The sequence below is a fragment of the Citrobacter sp. Cc139 genome, from assembly GCF_030334645.1.
Classification (GTDB): domain Bacteria; phylum Pseudomonadota; class Gammaproteobacteria; order Enterobacterales; family Enterobacteriaceae; genus Citrobacter; species Citrobacter werkmanii.
In genome coordinates, this window is the sequence record NZ_JAOWDM010000076.1 from 95437 (window position 1) to 119418 (window position 23982).

The window sequence follows — 23982 nt, forward strand, 5'->3', positions numbered from 1 at the left end:
GCTTACCTAAGAAGATTTGACTATGACGTTGTCTCCTTATTTGCAAGAGGTGGCCAAACGCCGCACTTTTGCCATTATTTCTCACCCGGATGCCGGTAAAACGACCATTACTGAAAAGGTGCTGTTATTCGGACAGGCGATTCAGACCGCCGGTACGGTAAAAGGCCGTGGCTCCAGCCAGCATGCGAAATCTGACTGGATGGAGATGGAAAAGCAGCGTGGTATCTCCATTACCACCTCTGTAATGCAGTTTCCGTATCACGACTGCCTGGTGAATCTGCTGGACACCCCGGGGCACGAAGACTTCTCCGAAGATACTTATCGTACCCTGACGGCGGTAGACTGCTGTCTGATGGTTATCGACGCCGCGAAAGGCGTTGAGGATCGTACCCGCAAGCTGATGGAAGTTACCCGTCTGCGCGATACGCCGATCCTGACCTTTATGAACAAACTCGACCGTGACATCCGTGACCCGATGGAGCTGCTGGATGAAGTCGAGAACGAGCTGAAAATCGGCTGTGCGCCGATCACCTGGCCGATTGGCTGCGGGAAGCTGTTCAAGGGCGTTTATCATCTTTATAAAGACGAAACTTACCTGTACCAGACGGGTAAAGGCCACACCATTCAGGAAGTGCGTATTGTTAAGGGGCTGAATAACCCGGAACTCGATGCCGCCGTAGGTGAAGATCTGGCGCAGCAGCTGCGCGACGAGCTGGAGCTGGTGCAGGGCGCGTCTAACGAGTTCGACCATGATCTGTTCCTCGCGGGCGAAATCACCCCGGTCTTCTTCGGTACCGCGCTGGGTAACTTCGGCGTTGACCATATGCTGGACGGCTTAGTGGAGTGGGCGCCTGCGCCGATGCCGCGTAAAACTGATACCCGCACCGTGGAAGCCTCAGAAGAGAAGTTCACCGGCTTCGTGTTTAAAATCCAGGCCAACATGGATCCGAAACACCGTGACCGCGTGGCGTTCATGCGCGTGGTTTCCGGTAAGTACGAGAAAGGCATGAAAATGCGTCAGGTACGCATTGGTAAAGACGTGGTGATCTCCGATGCGTTGACCTTTATGGCCGGTGACCGTTCTCATGTGGAAGAAGCGTATCCGGGCGATATTCTCGGTCTGCACAACCATGGCACTATTCAGATCGGCGATACCTTCACCCAGGGTGAAATGATGAAGTTCACTGGTATTCCGAACTTCGCGCCGGAGCTGTTCCGTCGTATTCGCCTGAAAGATCCTTTGAAGCAGAAACAACTGCTGAAAGGGCTGGTTCAGCTGTCGGAAGAGGGTGCGGTGCAGGTCTTCCGTCCAATTGCTAATAACGATCTGATCGTGGGCGCTGTTGGTGTGCTGCAGTTCGACGTGGTGGTTTCGCGTCTGAAGAGCGAGTACAACGTTGAAGCGATTTATGAGTCTGTCAACGTGGCGACCGCGCGCTGGGTAGAATGTTCTGACGTGAAAAAATTCGAAGAATTTAAGCGTAAAAACGAAGTGCAGCTGGCGCTGGATGGCGGCGATAACCTCACCTATATCGCACCGACCATGGTTAACCTGAATCTCACCCAGGAACGTTACCCTGACGTTCAGTTCCGCAAAACGCGCGAACACTAATCGCCTTCCGGGGCACGGTATTCGCCGTGCCCTGCAACTTTCCCTGTCTTTTAAATCCCTTGCGGAATGTTCTTAAAACCTCTCGTTTTTCTGTTGTTTGCCTGTTTTTTAGTCAATCCGGACTGCGATCACGAAATCCTGAACTATATTTAACAATGTGATGACATAAATATCGGCGTTAAATGCTTTTTAGGCTGCCTGTTGCAGCTTCTATTGCTGATATTTATTCCACTTACAAGATTAGTTGCTGGTTAACGCCGTTTTACGGCAGACCATCGCTTTTAGCAAAACATACAGGAATACATCGATGACAATGACAGGACTTAAGATTTCTAAAACGCTGCTGGCCGTGATGCTGACCTCCGCTGTTGCAACGGGTTCTGCTTTTGCAGAAAACGCCACGACGGATAAAGCGCAATCTGGTGTCGAAAGTGCGGGGCAGAAAGTCGATAGCTCTATGAACAAAGTCGGTAATTTCATGGATGACAGCACTATCACAGCAAAAGTAAAAGCTGCGCTGGTGGATCACGAAAGCATCAAGAGCACCGATATTTCTGTGAAAACAGACCAGAAAGTGGTGACGTTAAGCGGGTTTGTTGAAAGCCAGGCACAGGCTGAAGAAGCCGTGAAAGTGGCCAAAGGCGTTGAGGGCGTAACCTCAGTGAGCGACAAACTACACGTACGCGACAGCAAAAGCACATCCGTAAAAGGCTATGCGGGCGACACGGCAACCACCAGCGAAGTTAAAGCAAAACTGCTGGCTGATGACATTGTCCCTTCCCGTAAAGTGAAAGTAGAGACCACTGATGGAGTGGTTCAACTTTCCGGCACCGTTGACTCAAAAGCACAAAGCGATCGTGCTGAGAGCATCGCCAAAGCCGTTGATGGCGTGAAAAGCGTCAAAAACGACCTTAAAACTCAGTAATTCGACTTAATTCGTCCTCCTGACGTTTGTCGGGAGGCGTGTTGTGCACCACACTAAAAATATCGCCGATGAGCAGCCTGAGCGCTCATAACAAGCGGTGACGTTAACTATGGTAAAGGAGAAGCGCATGTTTCGATGGGGCATCATATTTCTGGTTATCGCGTTAATTGCCGCCGCACTGGGTTTTGGTGGACTGGCTGGTACCGCTGCAGGCGCAGCGAAAATTGTTTTCGTGGTGGGGATCATTCTGTTTCTGGTCAGCCTGTTTACAGGGCGTAAACGACCCTAGTCAGTAAACCGTAAAGATAACTTGCTACCAAGCCAGTCCAGTGGACTGGCTTTTACGGTTTTAGCGTCAGGCAATTTGCGTTACTTTGTTGTTCCAGTACAAAAATAACAGGAAGGCAGAGGTGGGGCAGAGAATACCCGTCACGCTCGGTAATATTGCGCCGTTATCGTTACGTCCGTTTCAACCAGGCAGTATGGCGCTGGTGTGTGAGGGTGGGGGACAAAGAGGAATCTTTACCGCTGGCGTACTGGATGAGTTCATGCGTGCGCAGTTTAATCCCTTTGACCTTTACTACGGGACGTCCGCCGGGGCGCAAAACCTTTCAGCCTATCTTTGTAACCAGCCCGGTTATGGTCGTAAAGTCATTATGCGTTACACCACCCGCCGTGAGTTTTTTGACCCGGTGCGCTTTGTGCGCGGGGGAAACTTAATCGATCTCGACTGGCTGGTGGATTCGACCGCATCCCAAATGCCGCTGGCGATGGATAACGCCGAGCGCCTGTTTGCCTCAGGGAAAGCGTTTTATATGTGCGCCTGCCGGGGTGATGATTATACGCCTGGTTATTTTTCGCCAAACCGGCAAAACTGGCTCGATCTCATTCGCGCCTCCAGCGCTATTCCGGGATTCTACCGCACTGGCGTTGCGCTGGACGGTGTGAACTATCTGGACGGGGGAGTCAGCGATGCCATACCCGTACAGGAAGCGGCGAAGCATGGCGCAAAAACGCTGGTGGTGATCCGCACTGTGCCTTCGCAAATGTACTACACCCCGCAGTGGTTCAAACGTATGGAGCGCTGGCTGGGCGAAAGCAGTCTGCAACCGTTGCTGAATTTGGTCCAGCACCATGAAACCAGCTATCGCGCGATCCAGAGCTTTATTGAAAAGCCGCCGGGTAAGCTGAGAATCTTTGAGATCTATCCGCCTAAACCGCTCCACAGCATGGCGCTGGGGAGCCGTATTCCGGCGCTGCGAGAAGACTATAAGACCGGGCGTTTGTGTGGTCGTTACTTCCTTGCCACCGTCGGCAAGTTGTTGGCGAAAAACGCGCCATTGCCTCGTCAGACGCCGAAGATTGTCGTGCCGGGACCGGTGGTGGTTCCTCCCGCACCGGTGGCCAACGATGCCCACGCGCCCGTGGTGACCAATGCGCCTCAGGCTAACGATACAACGTTTGATAGCGAGGATCTGGCGTGAGTTTTCGTTTCATTGATACACATTGTCACTTTGATTTCCCGCCGTTTACCGATGATGAGCCCGCCAGCATTCAACGTGCCGCGGCGGTCGGTGTGAATTGCATCATTGTTCCGGCGACGCAGGCGGCAAACTTTTCCCGCGTACTGGCGTTAGCGGAAAAGTATCCGCCGTTGTTTGCGGCTTTGGGTCTGCATCCGATTGTTATTGAACAACACGGCGATGACAGTCTGGACCAACTGCAGCAGGCGCTGGATACGCGCCCGCAAAAGCTGGTAGCCGTAGGCGAGATTGGACTGGACCTTTATCGGGACGATCCGCAATTTGATAAACAAGAACGCGTGCTGGACGCGCAGCTTAACCTGGCGAAGCGTTATGAACTGCCGGTGATCCTGCATTCGCGACGGACTCATGACAAATTGGCGATGCATCTGAAACGTCATGCTCTGCCACGAACCGGCGTGGTGCATGGTTTTTCCGGGAGTTTGCAGCAGGCGCAACGCTTTGTGCAACTGGGGTACAAAATTGGCGTTGGCGGCACCATTACCTATCCACGCGCCAGTAAAACCCGTGAGGTGATGGCGCAACTGCCGCTGGAATCACTCCTGCTGGAAACCGACGCGCCGGACATGCCGCTCAATGGTTTTCAGGGGCAGCCCAATCGCCCCGAGCAGGCCCTCAGAGTGTTTGAGACATTATGCGAACTGCGTCAAGAGCCTGCGGACGTGATAGCAGATGCGCTGTATCGCAATACGACCGCGTTGTTTAATGTGTGATTGTTGGGCGCCGGATGGCGGCTGTGCCTTATCCGGCCTACCTATGATGCCGTCGCATCCGGCAGTCACAGATACAGCGCCGGGAAAATCAGGTTATCCACCCCACGCTCGCGCAATCCTGCCGCCAGTTGCTCCACATCCTCTGGCGTTGCGCTCGGCCAGTCTTTTGCTTCGCCATACACCCCATGCGCATGAAAGGCATTCAGTCGCACCGGTACCTCGCCTGACTGCTTAATGAACGCCGCCAGCGCATCAATATGCTGCAAATAATCCACCTGACCGGGGATCACTAACAGGCGTAGCTCAGCAAGCTTTCCCTGCCTTGACAGAAAGGTAATGCTTTGTTTAATCAGCGTATTATCTCGACCGGTAAGCTGGCGATGGCACGTGCTATCCCAGGCTTTTAAATCGAGCATTACCCCGTCGCACACCGGCAATAGTTTTTGCCAGCCGGTTTCGCTCAGCATGCCGTTGCTGTCGACCATGCAGGTCAGATGTTGCAGCAGAGGATCGCTTTTGAGCGCGGTAAACAGCGCCACAATAAACGGCAACTGGGTAGTCGCTTCGCCACCGCTGACCGTAATTCCCTCAATAAACAGGGCTGCCTTGCGAATATGCTGCAGCACCTGATCAACGCTCATGGTTTGCGCCATCGGCGTCGCCTGCTGCGGGCACAGGCGCAGGCAGGTGTCGCACTGCTGACACACATCGGACTGCCACCATACTTTTCCTGCACTCAGGCTTAGCGCTTCATGCGGGCAATGCAGCACACATTCTCCGCAGTCGTTGCAGCGCCCCATCGTCCATGGATTGTGGCAGTTCTTACAGCGCAGATTACACCCTTGCAGGAACAGAGCCAGGCGGCTGCCCGGCCCGTCGACGCAGGAGAAAGGGATCAGTTTACTTACTGAAGCGCATCTGCTGTTCATGGCTTATCACACGAGGTTGTCGTTCCAGAATGCGCGTATTGCGTGCGGCCTCTTCACCAAGCCAGGTGGTGTTAGTGCGAGATCCTTCGGCACGATATTTTTCCAGATCCGACAGGCGCACCATATAGCCCGTGACGCGGACCAGATCGTTGCCGCTCACGTTGGCGGTGAATTCACGCATTCCGGCTTTAAACGCGCCGAGGCACAGTTGCACCAGCGCCTGTGGATTACGCTTGATGGTTTCATCCAGCGTCAGGATATCGCTGATCCCGGCGTGATAATATGCGTGATGCGGCGCGACGGTTTGCAGATGGGTGATGGGGTCAGGTTCATCACCATAAGGCAGACGCGCGCCGGGCGTGGTGCCGATGTCAGAACTGATCCCCGACTGTGCATGCAGCATCGCGCGCTGCTGCCAGCCATACTTCACCGGCGTGCGTTCGACAAACTCCGCCAGTTGGGCGCTAATGCGATACCCGAGCTGATTGGCGAACGCATCTTTCCCGTAGCGGGCGCTTTGTCCTGCCTTTTCGCACAGCAGGTTTACCGCTTCCGCCAGACCATACATCCCGAACATCGGCACAAAACGTTCGGGATCAATCAACCCTTCCTGCACGAGGAAGCTATTCTCAAAGAAATGTGATTTCGTGTAGAGGAATTCACATCGTGAATCAATGATGGCGATTTGCTGCTGGCAGTAGTGCGGTAGGGTGCGTGTAAAGAAGTCATCGACAGAGGTGCTGCGCTCTGCGATGGCTTTCAGATTGAGCCTGACCAGCGTGCTGCCGCCCCCGGCGAGCGGTAAAGAGTTGTAACAACTCACGACGCCATACTGACCTTTTGTGAAAATTTTATCATTTACGGGGCCGTTGGATATGTGCGGCTTACTGCACTCGCAGATATTTTGCGCCACGTTGAGCAGCAGATCATCAGGGGTAATTTGCGGATCATAAATGAATGTCAGATTCGGTGAAACCTGCTTTAACTCTGCATCTGCACGTAAAATTGCGCGGGTGACTGGCGTATCGGCAGGGCCGATATTGGCATGCATAAACGCGTCTGGCAGGGTTCTGTCGAGATAACGCCAGAAACGTTTTATTCGAATATCGATCTCTTCTTGTGTTAGAATTCTAACATACGGTTGCAACAGAGCGTCGAGCTGACCGAGGTAGACCGGCATCGAGGTCACTGACGGAACGTGGTGGTACAGGATGGTGAGCAAGGACAGCGCATCATCAAGGTCGCTGGCGCCTTCAAGCTCCAGCCATGAGGAACCGTTGGCCAAAAAACGCGCGTAATCAGGCAGCACATAGCGCGGTTTGAACGGGGCATGACCTTCGTACATATCGCAGATCACCCCGTCATCCAGCGCCTGGCGGGCCTCAGCGGACAGTGGCGGATAAGGCAGCGCGTTTTCAGCCTCCAGCGCCAAAAAGTGGCGTTTCTGCTCAGGGCTGAGCGTCGGGCTGGTCACGATTTGTTGGCACCGCTGTTGCAGCGCGAATTCGCTTGAAGTGGGCATCGTTGGTTCCTTTATGTGCCGAAGGTATAGCGCCATTGTAGAAAGCTATGCCGCCGCAACCTTTGATCCGGATGCGTCTGATGCCACCGCACCTGTGGTGTAAAGGTGAATTATTTGAAGCAGATCTCATTAGAGTAATGCAAATCTGTATGTGGTTTTCATTAACTGTGATGTATATCGAAGTGTAATCGCGAGCGGATGTTAGAATACTAACAAACTCGCAAGGTGAAATTTTATACGGCGATGCCGTTGGAGAATGTTATGACCGATTTAACAGCAAGCAGCCTGCGTGCACTGAAACTGATGGATCTGACCACCCTGAATGACGACGACACCAATGAAAAAGTGATCGCGCTGTGTCATCAGGCGAAGACCCCGGTTGGCAATACGGCAGCAATTTGCATCTATCCACGTTTCATTCCTGTTGCGCGTAAGACCCTGAAAGAGCAGGGCACACCGGATATCCGTATTGCCACCGTCACCAACTTCCCGCACGGCAATGACGACATTGAGATCGCGCTGGCTGAAACCCGCGCGGCGATTGCCTACGGTGCTGACGAAGTTGATGTGGTGTTCCCGTATCGTGCGCTGATCGCGGGTAATGAGCAGATTGGTTTTGATCTGGTTAAAGCCTGTAAAGATGCATGTGCGGCAGCAAATGTGCTGCTGAAAGTGATCATCGAAACTGGTGAGCTGAAAGAAGAAGCCCTGATTCGCAAAGCGTCTGAAATTTCTATCAAAGCGGGTGCTGATTTCATCAAAACGTCTACCGGTAAAGTACCGGTCAATGCGACGCCGGAAAGCGCACGCATCATGATGGAAGTGATCCGTGATATGGGCGTTTCTAAAACCGTTGGTTTCAAACCCGCTGGCGGCGTGCGTACTGCAGAAGATGCACAGCAGTTCCTGGCGATTGCTGACGAACTGTTTGGTGCTGACTGGGCAGATTCCCGCCATTACCGTTTTGGCGCATCCAGCCTGCTGGCGAGCCTGCTCAAAGCGCTGGGTCACGGCGACGGTAAGAGCGCAAGCAGCTACTAAGTTTGAATTGCCCATCGTAGGCCGGATAAGGCGTAAGCCGCCATCCGGCATCAATACGACTAGCCGGGGAGCGCACTGCTTACCCGGCCCATAATCGGGAGGTTACCGTGTTTCTCGCACAAGAAATTATTCGTAAAAAACGTGATGGTCATGCGCTGAGCGATGAAGAAATTCGTTTCTTTATCAATGGGATTCGCGACAACACTATCTCTGAGGGGCAAATCGCCGCCCTGGCGATGACCATTTTCTTCCACGATATGACAATGCCTGAGCGAGTTTCGCTGACCATGGCAATGCGTGATTCAGGAACCGTGCTGGACTGGAAAAGCCTGCAACTGAACGGCCCGATTGTGGATAAACACTCTACCGGCGGCGTGGGCGACGTAACGTCGCTGATGTTAGGCCCGATGGTGGCAGCCTGTGGCGGCTATATTCCGATGATTTCTGGGCGCGGCCTGGGTCATACCGGCGGTACGCTCGATAAACTGGAAGCGATTCCTGGGTTTGATATCTTCCCGGACGACGCGCGTTTCCGTGAAATTATTAAAGATGTGGGTGTGGCGATTATTGGGCAAACCAGCTCGCTCGCACCGGCGGATAAACGTTTTTATGCCACCCGCGATATTACCGCGACGGTGGATTCCATCCCGCTGATTACCGGCTCTATCCTGGCGAAAAAGCTGGCGGAAGGGCTGGATGCGTTGGTGATGGATGTGAAAGTAGGCAGCGGCGCGTTTATGCCGACCTATGAACTTTCTGAAGCCCTTGCCGAAGCAATTGTCGGCGTGGCGAACGGGGCGGGTGTACGTACCACCGCGCTGTTAACCGATATGAACCAGGTGCTGGCTTCCAGCGCAGGTAACGCGGTAGAAGTCCGCGAGGCTGTCCAGTTCCTGACAGGTGAATACCGTAATCCACGTCTGTTAGATGTCACCATGGCGCTGTGCGTGGAAATGCTGATCTCCGGCAATCTGGCGAAAGATGACGCCGAAGCCCGTGCGAAATTGCAGGCGGTGCTGGACAACGGTAAAGCGGCGGAAATTTTTGGCCGTATGGTTGCGGCGCAGAAAGGCCCGACCGACTTCGTCGAAAACTATGCGAAGTATCTGCCGACGGCAATGCTCAGCAAAGCGGTATATGCTGATACTGAGGGTTTTGTCAGCGCGATGGATACCCGCGCGTTGGGTATGGCAGTCGTTTCCATGGGCGGTGGACGCCGTCAGGCATCGGATACCATCGATTACAGCGTCGGCTTTAGCGACATGGCCCGTTTGGGCGACAGCGTAGACGGACAGCGTCCGCTGGCAGTGATCCACGCGAAAGATGAAGCCAGTTGGCAGGAAGCGGCGAAAGCGGTCAAAGCGGCAATTAGCCTTGACAATAAAGCGCCAGAAATTACACCGACAGTCTATCGTCGTATAACCGAATAACTGTATACTGATCTGATCGCTTTTTTGCGGCGCAGATGTATGGAGAACAAGATGAAACGTGCATTTATTATGGTGCTGGACTCCTTTGGTATTGGTGCGACTGAAGATGCGGATCGCTTTGGCGACGTAGGCTCAGACACTATGGGACACATTGCAGAAGCCTGTGCGAAAGGTGAGGCTGACAATGGTCGCAAAGGCCCACTGAATCTGCCTAACCTGACCCGTCTGGGCCTGGTGAAGGCTCACGAAGGTTCTACCGGTAAAATTGCTGCTGGTATGGACGGTAATGCGGAAGTCATTGGCGCATACGCATGGGCGCATGAACTCTCTTCCGGGAAAGATACGCCGTCTGGCCACTGGGAAATCGCCGGAGTGCCGGTTCTGTTTGACTGGGGTTACTTCAGCGACCACGAAAACAGCTTCCCGCAGGAACTGCTGGATAAGCTGGTAAAACGTGCCAACCTGCCGGGTTACCTCGGTAACTGCCACTCTTCCGGTACCGTGATTCTGGATCAACTGGGCGAAGAACATATGAAAACCGGGAAGCCGATTTTCTATACTTCCGCTGACTCCGTGTTCCAGATTGCCTGTCATGAAGAGACCTTTGGCCTGGATAAACTCTACGAGCTGTGCGAAATCGCGCGTGAAGAGCTGACCGAGGGCGGTTACAACATCGGTCGTGTTATCGCGCGTCCGTTTATCGGTGATAAAGCCGGTAACTTCCAGCGTACCGGTAACCGTCATGACCTGGCCGTTGAGCCGCCAGCGCCGACCGTGCTGCAGAAACTGGTTGACGAGAAAAAAGGTCATGTTGTGTCTGTCGGTAAGATCGCGGATATTTACGCCAACTGCGGTATCACCAAAAAAGTGAAAGCGACCGGCCTGGATGCGCTGTTCGACGCCACGATTAAAGAGATGAAAGAAGCGGGTGACGAGACCATTGTCTTCACTAACTTCGTGGACTTCGACTCTTCCTGGGGTCACCGCCGCGACATCGCGGGCTATGCTGCTGGTCTGGAACTGTTTGACCGTCGTCTGCCGGAGCTGATGGAACTGGTGGGTGAAGATGACATTCTGATCCTCACCGCCGACCACGGCTGCGACCCGAGCTGGACCGGTACCGACCATACCCGTGAGCACATTCCGGTGCTGATCTACGGTCCGAAAGTGAAACCGGGCTCTTTAGGTCACCGTGAAACCTTCGCGGATATCGGACAGACGCTGGCGAGCTACTTCGGTACGTCGCCAATGGACTACGGTAAAAACATGCTGTAATGCCCGTTGCCGGATGGCGCTACGCTTATCCGGCCTACCAGGAATCGTTTGTAGGCCGGATAAGGCGCAGCCGCCATCCGGCAAAAACAACAATGTAAAAGGAACTGAAGATGGCAACTCCACATATTAATGCAGAAATGGGTGATTTCGCTGACGTCGTATTGATGCCGGGCGACCCGCTGCGTGCAAAACATATTGCTGAAACTTTCCTCGAAGATGTTCGTGAAGTGAACAACGTTCGCGGCATGTTAGGTTTCACCGGTACTTACAAAGGCCGTAAGATTTCTGTTATGGGCCACGGTATGGGTATCCCATCCTGCTCCATCTACACCAAAGAGCTGATCACCGATTTCGGCGTGAAGAAAATCATTCGCGTCGGCTCCTGCGGTGCTGTGCGTATGGACGTCAAACTGCGCGACGTGGTGATCGGTATGGGCGCCTGCACCGACTCCAAAGTGAACCGTATCCGTTTTAAAGATCATGACTTTGCGGCTATCGCTGACTTTGACATGGTACGTAACGCGGTTGATGCGGCAAAAGCGCTGGGCGTTGACGCGCGCGTAGGCAACCTGTTCTCCGCTGACCTGTTCTACTCTCCGGACGGCGAAATGTTCGACGTGATGGAAAAATACGGCGTACTGGGCGTGGAAATGGAAGCGGCGGGCATCTACGGCGTTGCTGCTGAGTTTGGTGCGAAAGCGCTGACCATCTGCACCGTGTCCGACCATATTCGTACCCACGAGCAGACCACGGCCGCTGAGCGTCAGACGACCTTCAACGACATGATCAAAATCGCGCTGGAATCTGTTTTGCTGGGCGATAAAGAGTAAGACTGTGTGATGCCCGGTGGCGCTGCGCTTACCGGGCCTCGCGATCGTAGGCCGGATAAGGCGTAGCCGCCATCCGGCTTTTTTTATTAACGCACCGCTCCGGCAATCCACGCCGACAGTTCTCGTAGTTCTTTTTCTTGCTCCGGGAAATCAACCAGTAGCGCCTCGCACTCCTGTTGCAGCATATCCGCGCGATACAAACACCCTTGCAACCGCCCCGCCAGCGCTTCCAGTGGCGCGGGATTGAGGCTGTCGGTAAAGACCTGTGCACGGGTGATATGACCTTTTTCGACGTCGAAGTGTAGCTCGACGCCGCCCCAGGTGAAACGCTCGTCCAGCAGATGGCTGAACGCTGGCGCCTGGCCGAAATTCCACTCCCAACTGCTCTGGCGCGCAAAGGTTTCGGCAAAATTCGGCAGATCCGGCGTTTTATCCGGGGATATTACTTCTGCTTCGACGCGCTCGCCGTAATGAGCGAAAAAGGCGTCCGTGACCGCCTGGCAGACCTGTTCATGGGTGATGCCCGGTAATAGCTCGGTAAGATTGGCCACGCGGGAGCGAACGGAGGTAATCCCTTTCGCCGCGAGTTTCTTTTTATCCGGATTCAGATAGTTCGCCAGGCGGCTGAGGTCTGCATTCAGCAGCAGCGTACCGTGATGGAAGCCGCGATCTTTGGTTTCGCGATAGGCTGAACCAGAGACTTTGCGATCGCCGTCCGGCGTTTTCACCACCAGATCGTTGCGTCCCGAAGCATCGGCCATAACGCCCAATGAATTCAATGCATTGAGTACGATAGCGGTAGAGATAGTTTTGTCGTATTCCGGTTTGCCGGCCATAAAGGTAAAGCAGGTATTGCCTAAATCATGGAACACCGCGCCGCCGCCGCTGCTGCGACGGGCGAGCCGCACGTTATCCTCTTCCATACGACGGGTATTACACTCTTTCCATGGGTTTTGCGCCCGGCCAATCACCACCGTATCGGCGTTACGCCATAAGAACAGAACGCGTTGCGTAGCGGGCATCTGGCGAAATATGCACTCTTCAACCGCCAGGTTAAACCACGGATCGTAAGAGTCTGAAATAAGCAGGCGCAGGGTAGTCATAGCGATTTCCTTTTCTTAATCATCTTTATCTTCTTCCTGCACCGGTTTGTTGGCGGTAAGCAGGAACGGCGATTGTTGCCAGCGGGTGCGCTTACCTTGCAGTAAGGTGCGGGTCAGCACCACGCCAATCGCCAGTGACAGGAGCAGCATAAGGCGTAGAATGTTGGTGGTGTTATCCACCTGTTTGGCCTCGGTGGCGAGCGTGTGGGTATCCAGCGTCAGGCGCAGATAGCCCAGTGGACCATTTTTGCCTTGAATGGGTTCGACAATCTGCTGGTTAAAATAGCCCCCGGCTTTTTTACCGTCCAGCGCCAGTCGGTCACGAACGTTGACGCTCTCACCGGTACGAGTAATCAGGTCTCCCTGTTCATCGTACACGCCCGCATCCAGAATACGGCTGCTTTCCGTCAGTTGCGTGAGCACTGCTTTAATGCGCTTTTCATCCGGCGTTTCGGTATGCATCAGCGGCGCGACGTTTAATGCGACCTGACGTGCCAACGTACGGGCCAGCTCTTCCAGTTGCGGATTACGTTGTTGCTGGTGGCTTTGACTAAACCAGGATGCGCCCTGCATCAGGGCGACGAGCAGCGCCAGGCAGGACAATACAATCACTGCACGATGTAGTCGGAATTTCAGTTTTGTGCGAGCCATATACCACCTGCTGAAAATTTGAGACTTAATGTTGCCAGAAGCGCTGGTTACAGGGTAGCCTCATGCGTTATTTTCCCCTGGATGATTCCGACCCGAACGATTTTACAGGAGCTTTAATGCCTAACATTACCTGGTGCGATCTACCTGAAGATGTCTCTCTGTGGCCAGGTCTGCCCCTCTCTTTAAGTGGCGATGAAGTCATGCCGCTGGATTACCACGCGGGCCGTAGTGGCTGGCTGCTGTATGGTCGCGGGCTGGATAAACAACGTCTCACGCAATACCAGAGCAAACTGGGCGCGGCGATGGTGATCGTGGCCGCCTGGTGCGTTGAGGATTATCAGGTGATTCGCCTGGCGGGTTCGTTAACGCCGCGTGCGGCAAAACTGGCGCATGATGCCAAACTGGATGTTGCGCCACTCGGCAAGATTCCACATCTGCGTACGCCGGGTTTGCTGGTGATGGATATGGATTCAACGGCGATCCAGATCGAGTGCATTGATGAAATCGCGAAGCTGGCCGGCACCGGCGAGATGGTTGCCGAAGTCACTGAACGTGCGATGCGCGGTGAACTGGACTTTACCGCCAGCCTGCGCAGCCGTGTGGCAACGTTGAAAGGCGCGGATGCCAATATTTTGCATCAGGTACGCGAAAATTTACCGCTGATGCCTGGTCTGACTCAACTGGTGTTGAAGCTGGAAACGCTTGGCTGGAAAGTGGCTATCGCCTCCGGCGGGTTTACCTTCTTTGCAGATTATCTGCGTAATAAGTTACGTCTGACGGCGGCTGTAGCAAACGAGCTGGAGATCATGGACGGGAAATTTACCGGCAATGTGATTGGCGATATCGTCGATGCGCAATACAAAGCCAATACGCTGACCCGTCTGGCGCAAGAGTATGAGATCCCGATGGCGCAGACGGTGGCGATCGGCGACGGCGCGAACGATCTGCCGATGATTAAAACCGCAGGGTTGGGCATTGCGTATCATGCCAAACCCAAAGTGAATGAAAAGACAGAGATTACTATCCGTCACGCCGATCTGATGGGGGTGTTCTGCATTCTCTCCGGCAGTATGAACCAGAAATAGTGTTGATGCCGGATAAGCGTCAGCGCTATCCGGCAAAAGCGTTAACGAAAGAGGTAAAACGTGGCAAAAGCTCCAAAACGCGCCTTTGTTTGTAATGAATGCGGGGCCGATTACCCGCGCTGGCAGGGGCAATGCAGCGCCTGCCAGGCCTGGAACACCATTACCGAGGTGCGCCTTGCCGCGTCGCCGACGGTGGCGCGTAACGAGCGGCTCAGCGGCTATGCCGGGAATGCGGGTGTCGCAAAAGTGCAGAAGCTGTCTGACATCAGCCTTGAGGAATTGCCGCGTTTTTCCACCGGATTTAAAGAGTTTGACCGCGTGCTGGGCGGTGGGGTGGTACCTGGCAGCGCTATTCTGATTGGCGGTAACCCTGGCGCGGGCAAATCGACGTTGCTGCTGCAAACGCTGTGCAAGCTCGCCGAGCAGATGAAAACGCTGTACGTCACCGGCGAAGAGTCGCTACAGCAGGTGGCGATGCGCGCGCATCGGCTTGGCCTACCGACGGCGAATCTGAACATGCTGTCGGAAACCAGCATCGAACAAATTTGCCTGATTGCCGAAGAAGAACAGCCGAAGCTGATGGTGATCGACTCCATTCAGGTGATGCACATGGCGGATATTCAGTCTTCGCCGGGCAGCGTGGCGCAGGTGCGCGAAACGGCCGCTTACCTGACGCGCTTTGCCAAAACGCGCGGCGTGGCGATTGTGATGGTAGGTCATGTGACGAAAGACGGATCGCTGGCCGGGCCAAAAGTGCTGGAGCACTGTATCGACTGCTCGGTGCTGCTCGACGGCGATGCCGACTCCCGTTTCCGTACCCTGCGTAGCCATAAAAACCGCTTTGGCGCGGTGAATGAGCTGGGCGTCTTTGCCATGACCGAGCAGGGCCTGCGTGAAGTCAGCAATCCTTCCGCTATCTTTTTAAGCCGTGGCGATGAAGTTACTTCCGGTAGTTCGGTGATGGTGGTCTGGGAAGGTACGCGTCCGCTGCTGGTAGAGATTCAGGCGCTGGTCGATCACTCAATGATGGCGAACCCGCGTCGCGTGGCGGTCGGTCTGGAACAGAACCGTCTGGCGATTCTGCTGGCGGTGCTGCATCGTCACGGCGGCTTGCAGATGGCGGATCAGGATGTGTTCGTCAACGTGGTCGGTGGTGTCAAAGTCACCGAAACCAGCGCCGATCTGGCGCTGCTGATGGCAATGGTCTCCAGCTTACGTGACAGACCGCTACCGCAGGATTTAGTGGTCTTTGGCGAAGTGGGACTGGCGGGCGAGATTCGCCCGGTGCCGAGCGGCCAGGAACGTATTTCTGAAGCGGCGAAGCATGGCTTCCGTCGGGCGATTGTGCCTGCCGCCAACGTCCCGAAAAAAGTTCCGGAAGGGATGCAGGTTTTTGGCGTTAAAAAGCTTGCAGATGCGTTAAGCGTGTTTGACGACTTATAATCCTCTGTATGCAGTGATGTTGTATAATTTGCCGGATGGCGACGCAATGCGTCTTATCCGGCCTACGGATTGATGTTGTAGGCCTGATAAGCGAAGCGCCATCAGGCAGTGTTACGCGATTTTTCCAGCAGGAGGCTCTTGTGTCATCGTTCGACTATCTCAAAACCGCCATAAAGCAAAAGGGCTGTACCCTGCAACAGGTGGCGGATGCCAGTGGCATGACCAAGGGATATTTAAGCCAACTGCTGAATGCCAAAATCAAAAGCCCCAGCGCGCAAAAGCTGGAGGCGCTGCACCGTTTTCTCGGGCTGGAGTTTCCGCGCCAGCAGAAAAATATCGGTGTGGTATTCGGTAAGTTTTATCCGCTGCACACCGGCCACATCTATCTCATCCAGCGTGCCTGTAGTCAGGTCGATGAGCTGCATATCATCATGGGTTATGACGATACGCGCGATCGCAGCCTGTTTGAAGACAGCGCCATGTCGCAACAGCCGACGGTGCCCGATCGTTTACGTTGGCTGCTGCAAACATTTAAATATCAGAAAAATATCCGAATTCATGCCTTCAACGAAGAGGGCATGGAGCCGTATCCGCACGGTTGGGACGTGTGGAGCAACGGCATCAAAACGTTTATGCAGGAGAAGGGGATCCAGCCAAACTGGATCTACACCTCTGAAGAGTCAGATGCCCCGCAGTATCTGAAACATCTGGGGATCGAAACGGTGCTGGTGGATCCGAAACGGACGTTTATGAGCATCAGTGGCGGGCAAATCCGCGAAAACCCGTTTCGCTATTGGGAGTATATTCCCACCGAAGTGAAGCCGTTTTTCGTGCGCACCGTGGCGATCCTTGGCGGGGAGTCGAGCGGAAAATCCACGCTGGTGAACAAGCTCGCCAATATCTTTAACACCACCAGTGCGTGGGAATACGGGCGTGATTACGTCTTCTCCCATTTGGGCGGCGACGAGATGGCGTTGCAATATTCCGACTACGATAAGATTGCCCTCGGACAAGCGCAATACATTGATTTTGCTGTCAAGTATGCCAATAAAGTGGCGTTTATCGATACCGATTTCGTGACCACTCAGGCATTCTGTAAAAAGTACGAAGGGCGTGAACACCCGTTTGTGCAGGCGTTGATTGATGAGTACCGTTTTGACCTGGTGATCCTGCTGGAAAACAACACCCCATGGGTGGCGGATGGTTTGCGTAGCCTTGGCAGCTCGGTTGACCGAAAAGCGTTTCAGTCGCTGCTGGTCGAGATGCTGCAGGAAAACAATATCGATTTCGTGCACGTTCAGGAACCTGACTACGATGGTCGATTCCTGCGCTGCGTGGAGCTGGTGAAAGAGTTGATGGGCGAGCAGAGATAGGTTAAATGCCGGATAGCGCCGCGCTTATCCGGCCTGGAAGTTGCATTAACCTCGTAGACCGGATACGGCGCTTAACGGTAATTACTTAGAAATACGCTTGTACTTGATACGCTTCGGCTCCAGAGCATCGGCGCCCAGCGTGCGTTTCTTATACTCTTCGTATTCGGTAAAGTTACCTTCGAAGAACTCAACCTTACCTTCATCCTGGTAGTCCAGAATGTGGGTGGCGATACGGTCGAGGAACCAACGGTCGTGCGAGATAACCATCGCGCAGCCCGGGAACTCCAGCAGGGCGTTTTCCAGCGCGCGCAGGGTTTCGATATCCAGGTCGTTGGTCGGTTCATCGAGCAGCAGCATGTTGCCGCCAACCTGCAGTAGCTTCGCCAGGTGCAGACGACCGCGCTCACCGCCGGACAGTTCGCCCACGCGTTTACCCTGATCCACGCCTTTGAAGTTAAAGCGGCCTACGTAGGCGCGGCTTGGCATTTCGGTGTTGCCGATCTTCATGATATCCAGCCCGCCGGAAACTTCTTCCCACACGGTTTTGCTGTTATCCATTGCGTCACGGAACTGGTCAACGGAGGCCAGCTTCACGGTTTCGCCCAGCGTGATGGTGCCGCTGTCAGGCTGTTCCTGACCGGACATCATGCGGAACAGGGTTGATTTACCCGCGCCGTTCGGACCGATGATGCCGACGATAGCGCCTTTCGGTACCGAGAAGCTCAGGTCGTCGATCAGCACGCGATCGCCGTAGGATTTACGCAGATTGCTGACCTCAACGACTTTATCGCCCAGACGAGGTCCAGGTGGAATAAACAGTTCGTTGGTTTCGTTACGCTTCTGGTATTCGGTGTTATTCAGCTCTTCAAAGCGCGCCAGACGGGCTTTGCCCTTAGACTGGCGGCCTTTCGCGCCCTGACGCACCCACTCCAGCTCTTTCTCGATAGATTTACGACGAGCGGCTTCCTGAGAAGCTTCCTGCGCCAGACGCTGATCTTTCTGCTCCAGCCAGGAGGAGTAGTTGCCTTCCCATGGAATACCTTCGCCGCGGTCCAGCTCCAGAATCCAACCCGCAACATTGTCGAGGAAGTAACGGTCGTGGGTAATCGCCACGACGGTACCCTCGAAGTCGTGCAGGAAGCGTTCCAGCCAGGCGACGGATTCGGCATCCAGGTGGTTGGTTGGTTCGTCGAGCAGCAGCATGTCTGGTTTTTCCAGCAGCAGGCGGCACAGCGCGACGCGGCGGCGTTCACCACCGGAAAGGTTCTCGATTTTGGCATCCCAGTCCGGCAGACGCAGGGCGTCAGCGGCACGCTCGAGCTGCACGTTCAGGTTATGGCCGTCGTGCGCCTGAATAATCTCTTCAAACTTGCCCTGCTGCGCGGCCAGTTTATCGAAGTCGGCGTCCGGTTCTGCGTACTTGGCATACACTTCATCCAGGCCTTTCAGGGCGTTAACCACTTCGGCCACCGCTTCTTCAACAGACTCACGGACGGTGTGTTCCGGGTTCAGTTTTGGTTCCTGCGGCAGGTAGCCGATTTTAATGCCCGGCTGTGGACGAGCTTCGCCTTCGATTTCGGTATCAATGCCGGCCATGATGCGCAGCAGGGTAGATTTACCCGCGCCGTTCAGACCGAGTACACCGATTTTGGCGCCAGGGAAGAAGCTCAGTGAGATGTTTTTAAGAATATGACGTTTCGGCGGAACGACTTTGCCGACACGATGCATGGTATAAACGAATTGAGCCACGTGGACTTCGCCTCTTTTATAGTGATGAATAGAGTTATCAAAAGCGAAGTGTAGCCTTTTTCATTGCCCAATCCCAGCCAGCAGATCTCACTCGCAACAAAAGTAAAAAAGTGTCCGTGACGTGGCGCATTCTGCAATGTCTGGTTAGCATGAATGAATTAAGCGGCATGATGCTGCACAGACGTAACATGACAAGAGGAAGAGCTTGTGGACAAAGCCAAACAATTTACCTGGCGCCTGCTGGCGGCCAGCGTATGTCTGCTGACGGTCAGTCAAGTGGCGCGAGCCGATTCCCTGGATGAGCAGCGCAATCGCTATGCGCAAATTAAGCAGGCCTGGGACAACCGACAGATGGATGTCGTAGAGCAGATGATGCCCGGCCTGAAGAACTATCCTCTGTATCCTTATCTGGAATATCGTCAGATTACTGACGATCTGATGAATCAGCCGACCATTACCGTCACCAATTTTGTGCGCGCCAACCCGACGCTGCCCCCGGCGCGTACTCTGCAATCGCGTTTTGTGAATGAACTGGCGCGACGGGAAGACTGGCGTGGACTGCTGGCGTTTAGCCCGGAAAAACCGGGTACCACGGAAGCGCAATGTAACTATTACTTCGCGAAATGGAGTACCGGACAAACCGAAGAGGCATGGCGGGGCGCGAAAGAGCTGTGGCTGACCGGGAAAAGTCAGCCGAACGCCTGTGACAAATTATTCGGCGTATGGCGCGCCTCAGGCACTCAGGATCCGCTGGCTTATCTGGAGCGTATTCGTCTGGCGATGAAAGCGGGCAATACGGGGCTGGTCACCGCGCTGGCCGGGCAAATGCCTGGGGAGTACCAGACGATTGCGTCGGCAATCATCGCGCTGGCTAACGATCCAAACACCGTAATGACTTTTGCGCGCACCACTGGCGCAACGGATTTCACCCGTCAGATGGCGGCGGTGGCTTTTGCCAGCGTGGCGCGTCAGGATGTCGAAAACGCCCGCCTGATGATCCCCTCTTTGGTGCAGGCGCAGCAGTTAAATGACGAGCAGACTCAGGAGCTGCGCGACATCGTCGCCTGGCGTCTGATGGGCAATGACGTCACCGACGAGCAGGCGAAATGGCGTGATGATGCGATTATGCGCTCAAATTCCACCTCGCTTGTGGAGCGTCGCGTGCGGATGGCGCTGGGAACTGGCGATCGTCGCGGCCTGAATACCTGGCTGGCGCGTCTGCCGATGGACGCTAAAGAAAAAGATGAGTGGCGCTACTGGCAAGCGGATCTGCTGCTGGAGCGCGGGCGCGAGGCGGAAGCGAAAGAGATCCTGCATCAACTCATGCAGCAGCGCGGTTTCTACCCGATGGTGGCGGCGCAACGCCTCGGCGAAGAGTACGAGCTGAAGGTGGATAAAGCGCCAGCGAACGTTGACTCTGCGCTGACCCAGGGACCGGAAATGGCGCGCGTACGCGAGCTGATGTACTGGAATCTGGATAATACCGCGCGCAGTGAATGGGCAAATCTGGTCACCAGCCGCACCAAGTCCGAGCAGGCGCAGCTGGCGCGCTACGCGTTTAACAATCATTGGTGGGATCTGAGCGTACAGGCGACGATCGCCGGTAAACTGTGGGATCATCTGGAAGAGCGCTTCCCGCTGGCCTATAAAGATCTGTTTACCCGCTATACCAGCGGGAAAGATATTCCGCCAAGTTATGCGATGGCGATCGCGCGTCAGGAAAGCGCCTGGAACCCGAAAGTGAAATCGCCGGTTGGCGCCAGTGGGCTGATGCAGATTATGCCGGGCACCGCAACGCACACGGTGAAAATGTTCTCGATTCCGGGTTACAGTAGTCCGAGTCAACTGCTGGATCCTGATACCAACATCAACATTGGCACCAGCTATTTGCAGTATGTTTATCAGCAATTTGGCAATAACCGCATCTTTGCATCGGCGGCCTATAACGCCGGACCGGGGCGTGTGCGCACCTGGCTGGGCAATAGCGCAGGTCGGATCGATGCCGTGGCGTTTGTCGAAAGCATTCCGTTCTCAGAGACGCGTGGTTATGTGAAGAACGTGCTGGCTTACGATGCGTACTATCGTTATTTCCTTGGCGATAAACCGGAGCTGATGAGCGACGCAGAATGGCAACGTCGTTACTGATCGCATCGGTTGTGTTATGCTATCGTACTCGTTAAAGAGTACAAAAGGGGGGAGGCAAGCACGCTTCCCCCACAACGATGGCGATATCTTATGACTCAGCAATCACCCTATTCAGCAGAGATGGCAGAACAGCGTCACCAGGAGTGGTTACGTTTTGTCGACTTACTTAAACACGCCTATGAACAAGATTTACATCTGCCGCTACTCAATTTGATGTTGACGCCGGATGAGCGCGAAGCGTTGGGCACGCGCGTTCGTATCATTGAAGAGCTGTTGCGCGGCGAGATGAGCCAGCGCGAGCTGAAAAATGAGCTTGGGGCGGGTATCGCCACCATTACGCGCGGTTCGAACAGCCTGAAATCCGCGCCGGTGGATCTGCGCCAGTGGCTGGAGCAGGTACTGCTCGGGAAAAATTGATCCGCCGGATGCGGCTTTGCCTTATCCGGCCTACGATTGAACATCCGGCACAATGCTATAAATACACCGCGTTATGAAACGGACTAAGCGCCAGAATGACCGCCTGATGGTAAACGCTTGAGCGCGTCAGCTTACCCGCGGTAAATACGCCAATCGCGCCCTCTTTACGACCAATCTCATCAATGCCTGTGTACTGCGACATCACCGGGCCAAGCGCTTCTCCCTGGCGGACTCTGTCGAGAATAACGGCGGGCAGCGGCAGCGTGGCCGATCGCGCTTCACCGCGCTGAACGCCGTTATCAATTACCACCCAACTGAAGGTGGCGTCATCGTCAATTCCAGCTTCGATGGCTACCCAGAAATCAGCTTGTGGATGCAGGCGGCGCGCATTATCCACGCGATTTCGTGCGCCAGTGCGCGTTTCCTGGCTTCCAAAAGGCTGTTCCGGCACGCCGCTCTCGACGGCGACGGGTTCGATATGGCAGGATCCTTCCCCGAAAATCTCTTCAAATGCCCGGAGAATTGCCTGAATTTTGGCAGGATTGGTGGTAGCAGAGATAACCTTGTGCATAATAAAGCTCAGTTTGAAAATTCATCGCATCGCAGTATAACGGAAAAAAAGCATGTTACAGGTATACCTTGTTCGCCATGGTGAAACGCAGTGGAACGCCGAGCGACGTATTCAAGGCCAGTCAGACAGCCCACTGACCGCTAAAGGTGAGCAGCAGGCCATGCAGGTTGGTGAACGCGCCCGCTCGTTGGGTATTACGCATGTCATCAGTAGTGATTTAGGTCGTACACGACGCACAGCAGAAATCATCGCTCAGGCTTGTGGTTGTGATATCACTTATGACTCCCGGCTGCGTGAACTGAATATGGGCGTGCTGGAAAAACGTCATATCGACACGCTGACGGCTGAAGAAGAGGGCTGGCGTCGTCAGTTGGTGAACGGTACGGTTGATGGGCGTATTCCGGAAGGGGAATCGATGCAGGAGTTGAGCGATCGCGTTAACGCGGCGCTGGCAGCCTGCCTGGACCTTCCGCAGGGGAGCCGCCCACTGTTGGTGAGCCACGGGATCGCGCTGGGCTGCCTGGTGAGTACGATTCTGGGATTGCCGGCATGGGCCGAACGTCGCCTGCGTCTGCGCAATTGCTCTATTTCCCGCGTTGATTACCAGGAAAGTTTATGGCTTGCGCCGGGATGGGTGGTTGAAACGGCAGGGGACATCTCACATCTGGACGCCCCTGCGTTGGATGAGCTGCAGCGTTAGCGGCGAATCGGTATCAGGAATTCGCAGCGCAGGTTGATCGGGCGATCTCCCGCTTTGGCATCTTCTGCCGGGTAGTATCGCTCGATATCCTGCCCTTTACGGCGGGTCAGGTTTAGCATCGGCATGCAGGTGCCGTATACCGTCAGGATAAACTCCTGTACGCCAGTCCCCAGCCCTTCATAGGTAAACATCACGTACTCGCCGCCCTGCAGCAGGATAGGCTGCGCCGACGGTACATAGCCATTGGCTTGTTCCGGCGTCAGTGCCGTGGTGTAAAACACTTCTTGTTCGTCGTCCTTTTCAATGCTCGGACGCGTTTCGTTCAGCCCGTACAGCACCGGCGGGATTGAAGGCGCATGGCCAAGGAAGTCGCGCCAGAACTGAATACGCATTTCATGACGGAAATCTGAAATCTGTTCCAGCGAGCAGGAATAGCTTTGCGTGGTGCCCAGCAGTTGCGTATCTTCCAGCGTCACAAACTCGTGCGCAGGCATAGCAAATTCACCGAGTCGCATTGGCGGGCGAATACCAAAAGCGCTCCATTCCGGCGAGCGGCGATACAGCGCTGGCGTCTGAGAAAACTGTTTCTTGAACGCGCGGGTAAAGGTTTGTTGAGAGTCGAAGCGGTATTGCAGGGCAATATCCAAAATAGGGCGCGCAGTCAGGCGAAGCGCCACTGCGGATTTCGATAAACGACGGGCGCGGATATAGGCGCCAATAGCATGGCCCGTCACGTCCTTAAACATTCTCTGCAGGTGCCACTTGGAATAGCCTGCTTTTGCCGCCACATTGTCAAGCGACAAAGGCTGATCCAGATGACCTTCCAGCCAGATTAATAGGTCGCGAATAATGCCAGCCTGATCCATAAAATATCCTCATCCTTTCAACAACGAGTACCTGACGTCAGGTATGAGGATAATAGCA

The 23982-nt window shown here is 54.6% G+C and carries 22 protein-coding genes; 15 read left to right on the plus strand and 7 right to left on the minus strand.

All coding sequences use genetic code 11. The features are described from left to right. Positions 1-22: 22 nt before the first annotated feature. The 5 genes from prfC (at position 23) to OGV69_RS10115 (ending at position 4794) form a co-directional block, all read left to right on the plus strand. Complete coding sequence (prfC, locus tag OGV69_RS10095) at positions 23-1612, plus strand: peptide chain release factor 3 (protein WP_006686587.1); 1590 nt, start codon at positions 23-25, stop codon at positions 1610-1612. 307 nt (positions 1613-1919) lie between these two features. Beyond that, positions 1920-2537: a molecular chaperone OsmY gene (osmY, locus tag OGV69_RS10100; protein ID WP_038636996.1), complete on the plus strand. Its 618-nt coding sequence runs from the start codon at positions 1920-1922 to the stop codon at positions 2535-2537. A gap of 127 nt (positions 2538-2664) precedes the next feature. Further along, entirely contained in the window at positions 2665-2826 is a 162-nt protein-coding gene (locus OGV69_RS10105) for a DUF1328 domain-containing protein (protein ID WP_003019081.1), read from the plus strand. Positions 2827-2947: 121 nt separating this feature from the next. Further along, entirely contained in the window at positions 2948-4021 is a 1074-nt protein-coding gene (locus OGV69_RS10110; protein WP_069324103.1) for a patatin-like phospholipase family protein, read from the plus strand. Continuing rightward, positions 4018-4794, plus strand: a complete 777-nt coding sequence (locus tag OGV69_RS10115; protein ID WP_069324102.1) for a metal-dependent hydrolase — start codon at positions 4018-4020, stop codon at positions 4792-4794. Before OGV69_RS10110 ends, OGV69_RS10115 begins: the two co-directional genes overlap by 4 nt. Positions 4795-4859: 65 nt before the next feature. On the opposite strand, the gene OGV69_RS10120 is transcribed toward OGV69_RS10115, so the two are convergent. Both OGV69_RS10120 and OGV69_RS10125 read right to left on the minus strand, forming a co-directional pair. Then, complete coding sequence (locus OGV69_RS10120) at positions 4860-5723, minus strand: YjjW family glycine radical enzyme activase (protein ID WP_069324101.1); 864 nt, start codon at positions 5721-5723, stop codon at positions 4860-4862. After that, positions 5695-7245: a YjjI family glycine radical enzyme gene (locus tag OGV69_RS10125; RefSeq protein ID WP_069324100.1), complete on the minus strand. Its 1551-nt coding sequence runs from the start codon at positions 7243-7245 to the stop codon at positions 5695-5697. The genes OGV69_RS10120 and OGV69_RS10125 overlap by 29 nt, the downstream gene beginning before the upstream one ends. 261 nt (positions 7246-7506) lie before the next feature. On the opposite strand from OGV69_RS10125, the gene deoC reads away from it, so the two are divergent. The 4 genes from deoC to deoD all read left to right on the plus strand — a co-directional run bounded on the left by deoC (position 7507) and on the right by deoD (position 11821). Then, entirely contained in the window at positions 7507-8286 is a 780-nt protein-coding gene (gene deoC / locus OGV69_RS10130; RefSeq protein ID WP_165406788.1) for a deoxyribose-phosphate aldolase, read from the plus strand. A 107-nt stretch (positions 8287-8393) separates the two neighbouring features. Next, the gene (gene deoA / locus OGV69_RS10135; RefSeq protein WP_069324099.1) at positions 8394-9716 is read left to right on the plus strand and encodes a thymidine phosphorylase; all 1323 of its coding nucleotides are present in this window, start codon (positions 8394-8396) and stop codon (positions 9714-9716) included. Positions 9717-9767: 51 nt separating this feature from the next. After that, the gene (gene deoB / locus OGV69_RS10140) at positions 9768-10991 is read left to right on the plus strand and encodes a phosphopentomutase (protein ID WP_042312511.1); all 1224 of its coding nucleotides are present in this window, start codon (positions 9768-9770) and stop codon (positions 10989-10991) included. Positions 10992-11101: 110 nt separating this feature from the next. Beyond that, positions 11102-11821 (plus strand): purine-nucleoside phosphorylase, encoded by a 720-nt coding sequence (deoD, locus tag OGV69_RS10145; protein ID WP_000224864.1) that lies wholly within the window; start codon positions 11102-11104, stop codon positions 11819-11821. A gap of 86 nt (positions 11822-11907) precedes the next feature. On the opposite strand, the gene lplA is transcribed toward deoD, so the two are convergent. Both lplA and OGV69_RS10155 read right to left on the minus strand, forming a co-directional pair. Then, on the minus strand, positions 11908-12924 hold the full coding sequence (gene lplA, locus OGV69_RS10150; protein ID WP_038637010.1) for a lipoate--protein ligase: 1017 nt from the start codon (positions 12922-12924) through the stop codon (positions 11908-11910). A 15-nt stretch (positions 12925-12939) separates the two neighbouring features. Further along, positions 12940-13575, minus strand: coding sequence for a YtjB family periplasmic protein (locus tag OGV69_RS10155; RefSeq protein WP_038637011.1), 636 nt, complete (start codon positions 13573-13575; stop codon positions 12940-12942). A 116-nt stretch (positions 13576-13691) separates the two neighbouring features. On the opposite strand from OGV69_RS10155, the gene serB reads away from it, so the two are divergent. The 3 genes from serB to nadR all read left to right on the plus strand — a co-directional run bounded on the left by serB (position 13692) and on the right by nadR (position 17476). After that, positions 13692-14660, plus strand: a complete 969-nt coding sequence (serB, locus tag OGV69_RS10160) for a phosphoserine phosphatase (protein WP_038637014.1) — start codon at positions 13692-13694, stop codon at positions 14658-14660. A gap of 60 nt (positions 14661-14720) precedes the next feature. Next, positions 14721-16103 carry a DNA repair protein RadA gene (gene radA, locus OGV69_RS10165; protein WP_069324098.1) on the plus strand — a complete coding sequence of 461 codons (1383 nt, stop codon included), beginning with the start codon at positions 14721-14723 and terminating at the stop codon, positions 16101-16103. Positions 16104-16243: 140 nt separating this feature from the next. Beyond that, positions 16244-17476 carry a multifunctional transcriptional regulator/nicotinamide-nucleotide adenylyltransferase/ribosylnicotinamide kinase NadR gene (nadR, locus tag OGV69_RS10170; protein ID WP_038637017.1) on the plus strand — a complete coding sequence of 411 codons (1233 nt, stop codon included), beginning with the start codon at positions 16244-16246 and terminating at the stop codon, positions 17474-17476. A gap of 81 nt (positions 17477-17557) precedes the next feature. Here nadR and ettA read toward each other — a convergent pair whose 3' ends face one another. Then, on the minus strand, positions 17558-19225 hold the full coding sequence (ettA, locus tag OGV69_RS10175) for an energy-dependent translational throttle protein EttA (RefSeq protein ID WP_038637020.1): 1668 nt from the start codon (positions 19223-19225) through the stop codon (positions 17558-17560). Positions 19226-19432: 207 nt separating this feature from the next. On the opposite strand from ettA, the gene sltY reads away from it, so the two are divergent. Together sltY and trpR are read left to right on the plus strand one after the other, a co-directional pair. Further along, positions 19433-21370 carry a murein transglycosylase gene (sltY, locus tag OGV69_RS10180; protein WP_038637023.1) on the plus strand — a complete coding sequence of 646 codons (1938 nt, stop codon included), beginning with the start codon at positions 19433-19435 and terminating at the stop codon, positions 21368-21370. A gap of 90 nt (positions 21371-21460) precedes the next feature. Then, entirely contained in the window at positions 21461-21787 is a 327-nt protein-coding gene (gene trpR, locus OGV69_RS10185) for a trp operon repressor (protein WP_003837292.1), read from the plus strand. Positions 21788-21842: 55 nt separating this feature from the next. Here trpR and yjjX read toward each other — a convergent pair whose 3' ends face one another. Continuing rightward, entirely contained in the window at positions 21843-22358 is a 516-nt protein-coding gene (gene yjjX / locus OGV69_RS10190; RefSeq protein ID WP_038637026.1) for an inosine/xanthosine triphosphatase, read from the minus strand. A gap of 52 nt (positions 22359-22410) precedes the next feature. Between yjjX and gpmB the strand changes: the two genes are divergently transcribed. Further along, positions 22411-23058, plus strand: a complete 648-nt coding sequence (gene gpmB, locus OGV69_RS10195; RefSeq protein ID WP_069324097.1) for a 2,3-diphosphoglycerate-dependent phosphoglycerate mutase GpmB — start codon at positions 22411-22413, stop codon at positions 23056-23058. Here the strand turns inward: gpmB and robA are convergent. After that, positions 23055-23924 carry an MDR efflux pump AcrAB transcriptional activator RobA gene (robA, locus tag OGV69_RS10200; protein ID WP_038637031.1) on the minus strand — a complete coding sequence of 290 codons (870 nt, stop codon included), beginning with the start codon at positions 23922-23924 and terminating at the stop codon, positions 23055-23057. The two genes, gpmB and robA, sit on opposite strands and share 4 nt — an antisense overlap. Positions 23925-23982: the final 58 nt, after the last annotated feature.

Coding starts and splice junctions, on each gene's coding strand:
- prfC (WP_006686587.1), top strand. CDS start 23: ATGACGTTGTCTCCTTATTTGCAAGAGGTGGCCAAACGCCGCACTTTT.
- osmY (WP_038636996.1), top strand. CDS start 1,920: ATGACAATGACAGGACTTAAGATTTCTAAAACGCTGCTGGCCGTGATG.
- OGV69_RS10105 (WP_003019081.1), top strand. CDS start 2,665: ATGTTTCGATGGGGCATCATATTTCTGGTTATCGCGTTAATTGCCGCC.
- OGV69_RS10120 (WP_069324101.1), bottom strand. CDS start 5,723: ATGAACAGCAGATGCGCTTCAGTAAGTAAACTGATCCCTTTCTCCTGC.
- OGV69_RS10125 (WP_069324100.1), bottom strand. CDS start 7,245: ATGCCCACTTCAAGCGAATTCGCGCTGCAACAGCGGTGCCAACAAATC.
- deoC (WP_165406788.1), top strand. CDS start 7,507: ATGACCGATTTAACAGCAAGCAGCCTGCGTGCACTGAAACTGATGGAT.
- deoB (WP_042312511.1), top strand. CDS start 9,768: ATGAAACGTGCATTTATTATGGTGCTGGACTCCTTTGGTATTGGTGCG.
- deoD (WP_000224864.1), top strand. CDS start 11,102: ATGGCAACTCCACATATTAATGCAGAAATGGGTGATTTCGCTGACGTC.
- lplA (WP_038637010.1), bottom strand. CDS start 12,924: ATGACTACCCTGCGCCTGCTTATTTCAGACTCTTACGATCCGTGGTTT.
- OGV69_RS10155 (WP_038637011.1), bottom strand. CDS start 13,575: ATGGCTCGCACAAAACTGAAATTCCGACTACATCGTGCAGTGATTGTA.
- serB (WP_038637014.1), top strand. CDS start 13,692: ATGCCTAACATTACCTGGTGCGATCTACCTGAAGATGTCTCTCTGTGG.
- trpR (WP_003837292.1), top strand. CDS start 21,461: ATGACTCAGCAATCACCCTATTCAGCAGAGATGGCAGAACAGCGTCAC.
- yjjX (WP_038637026.1), bottom strand. CDS start 22,358: ATGCACAAGGTTATCTCTGCTACCACCAATCCTGCCAAAATTCAGGCA.
- gpmB (WP_069324097.1), top strand. CDS start 22,411: ATGTTACAGGTATACCTTGTTCGCCATGGTGAAACGCAGTGGAACGCC.
- robA (WP_038637031.1), bottom strand. CDS start 23,924: ATGGATCAGGCTGGCATTATTCGCGACCTATTAATCTGGCTGGAAGGT.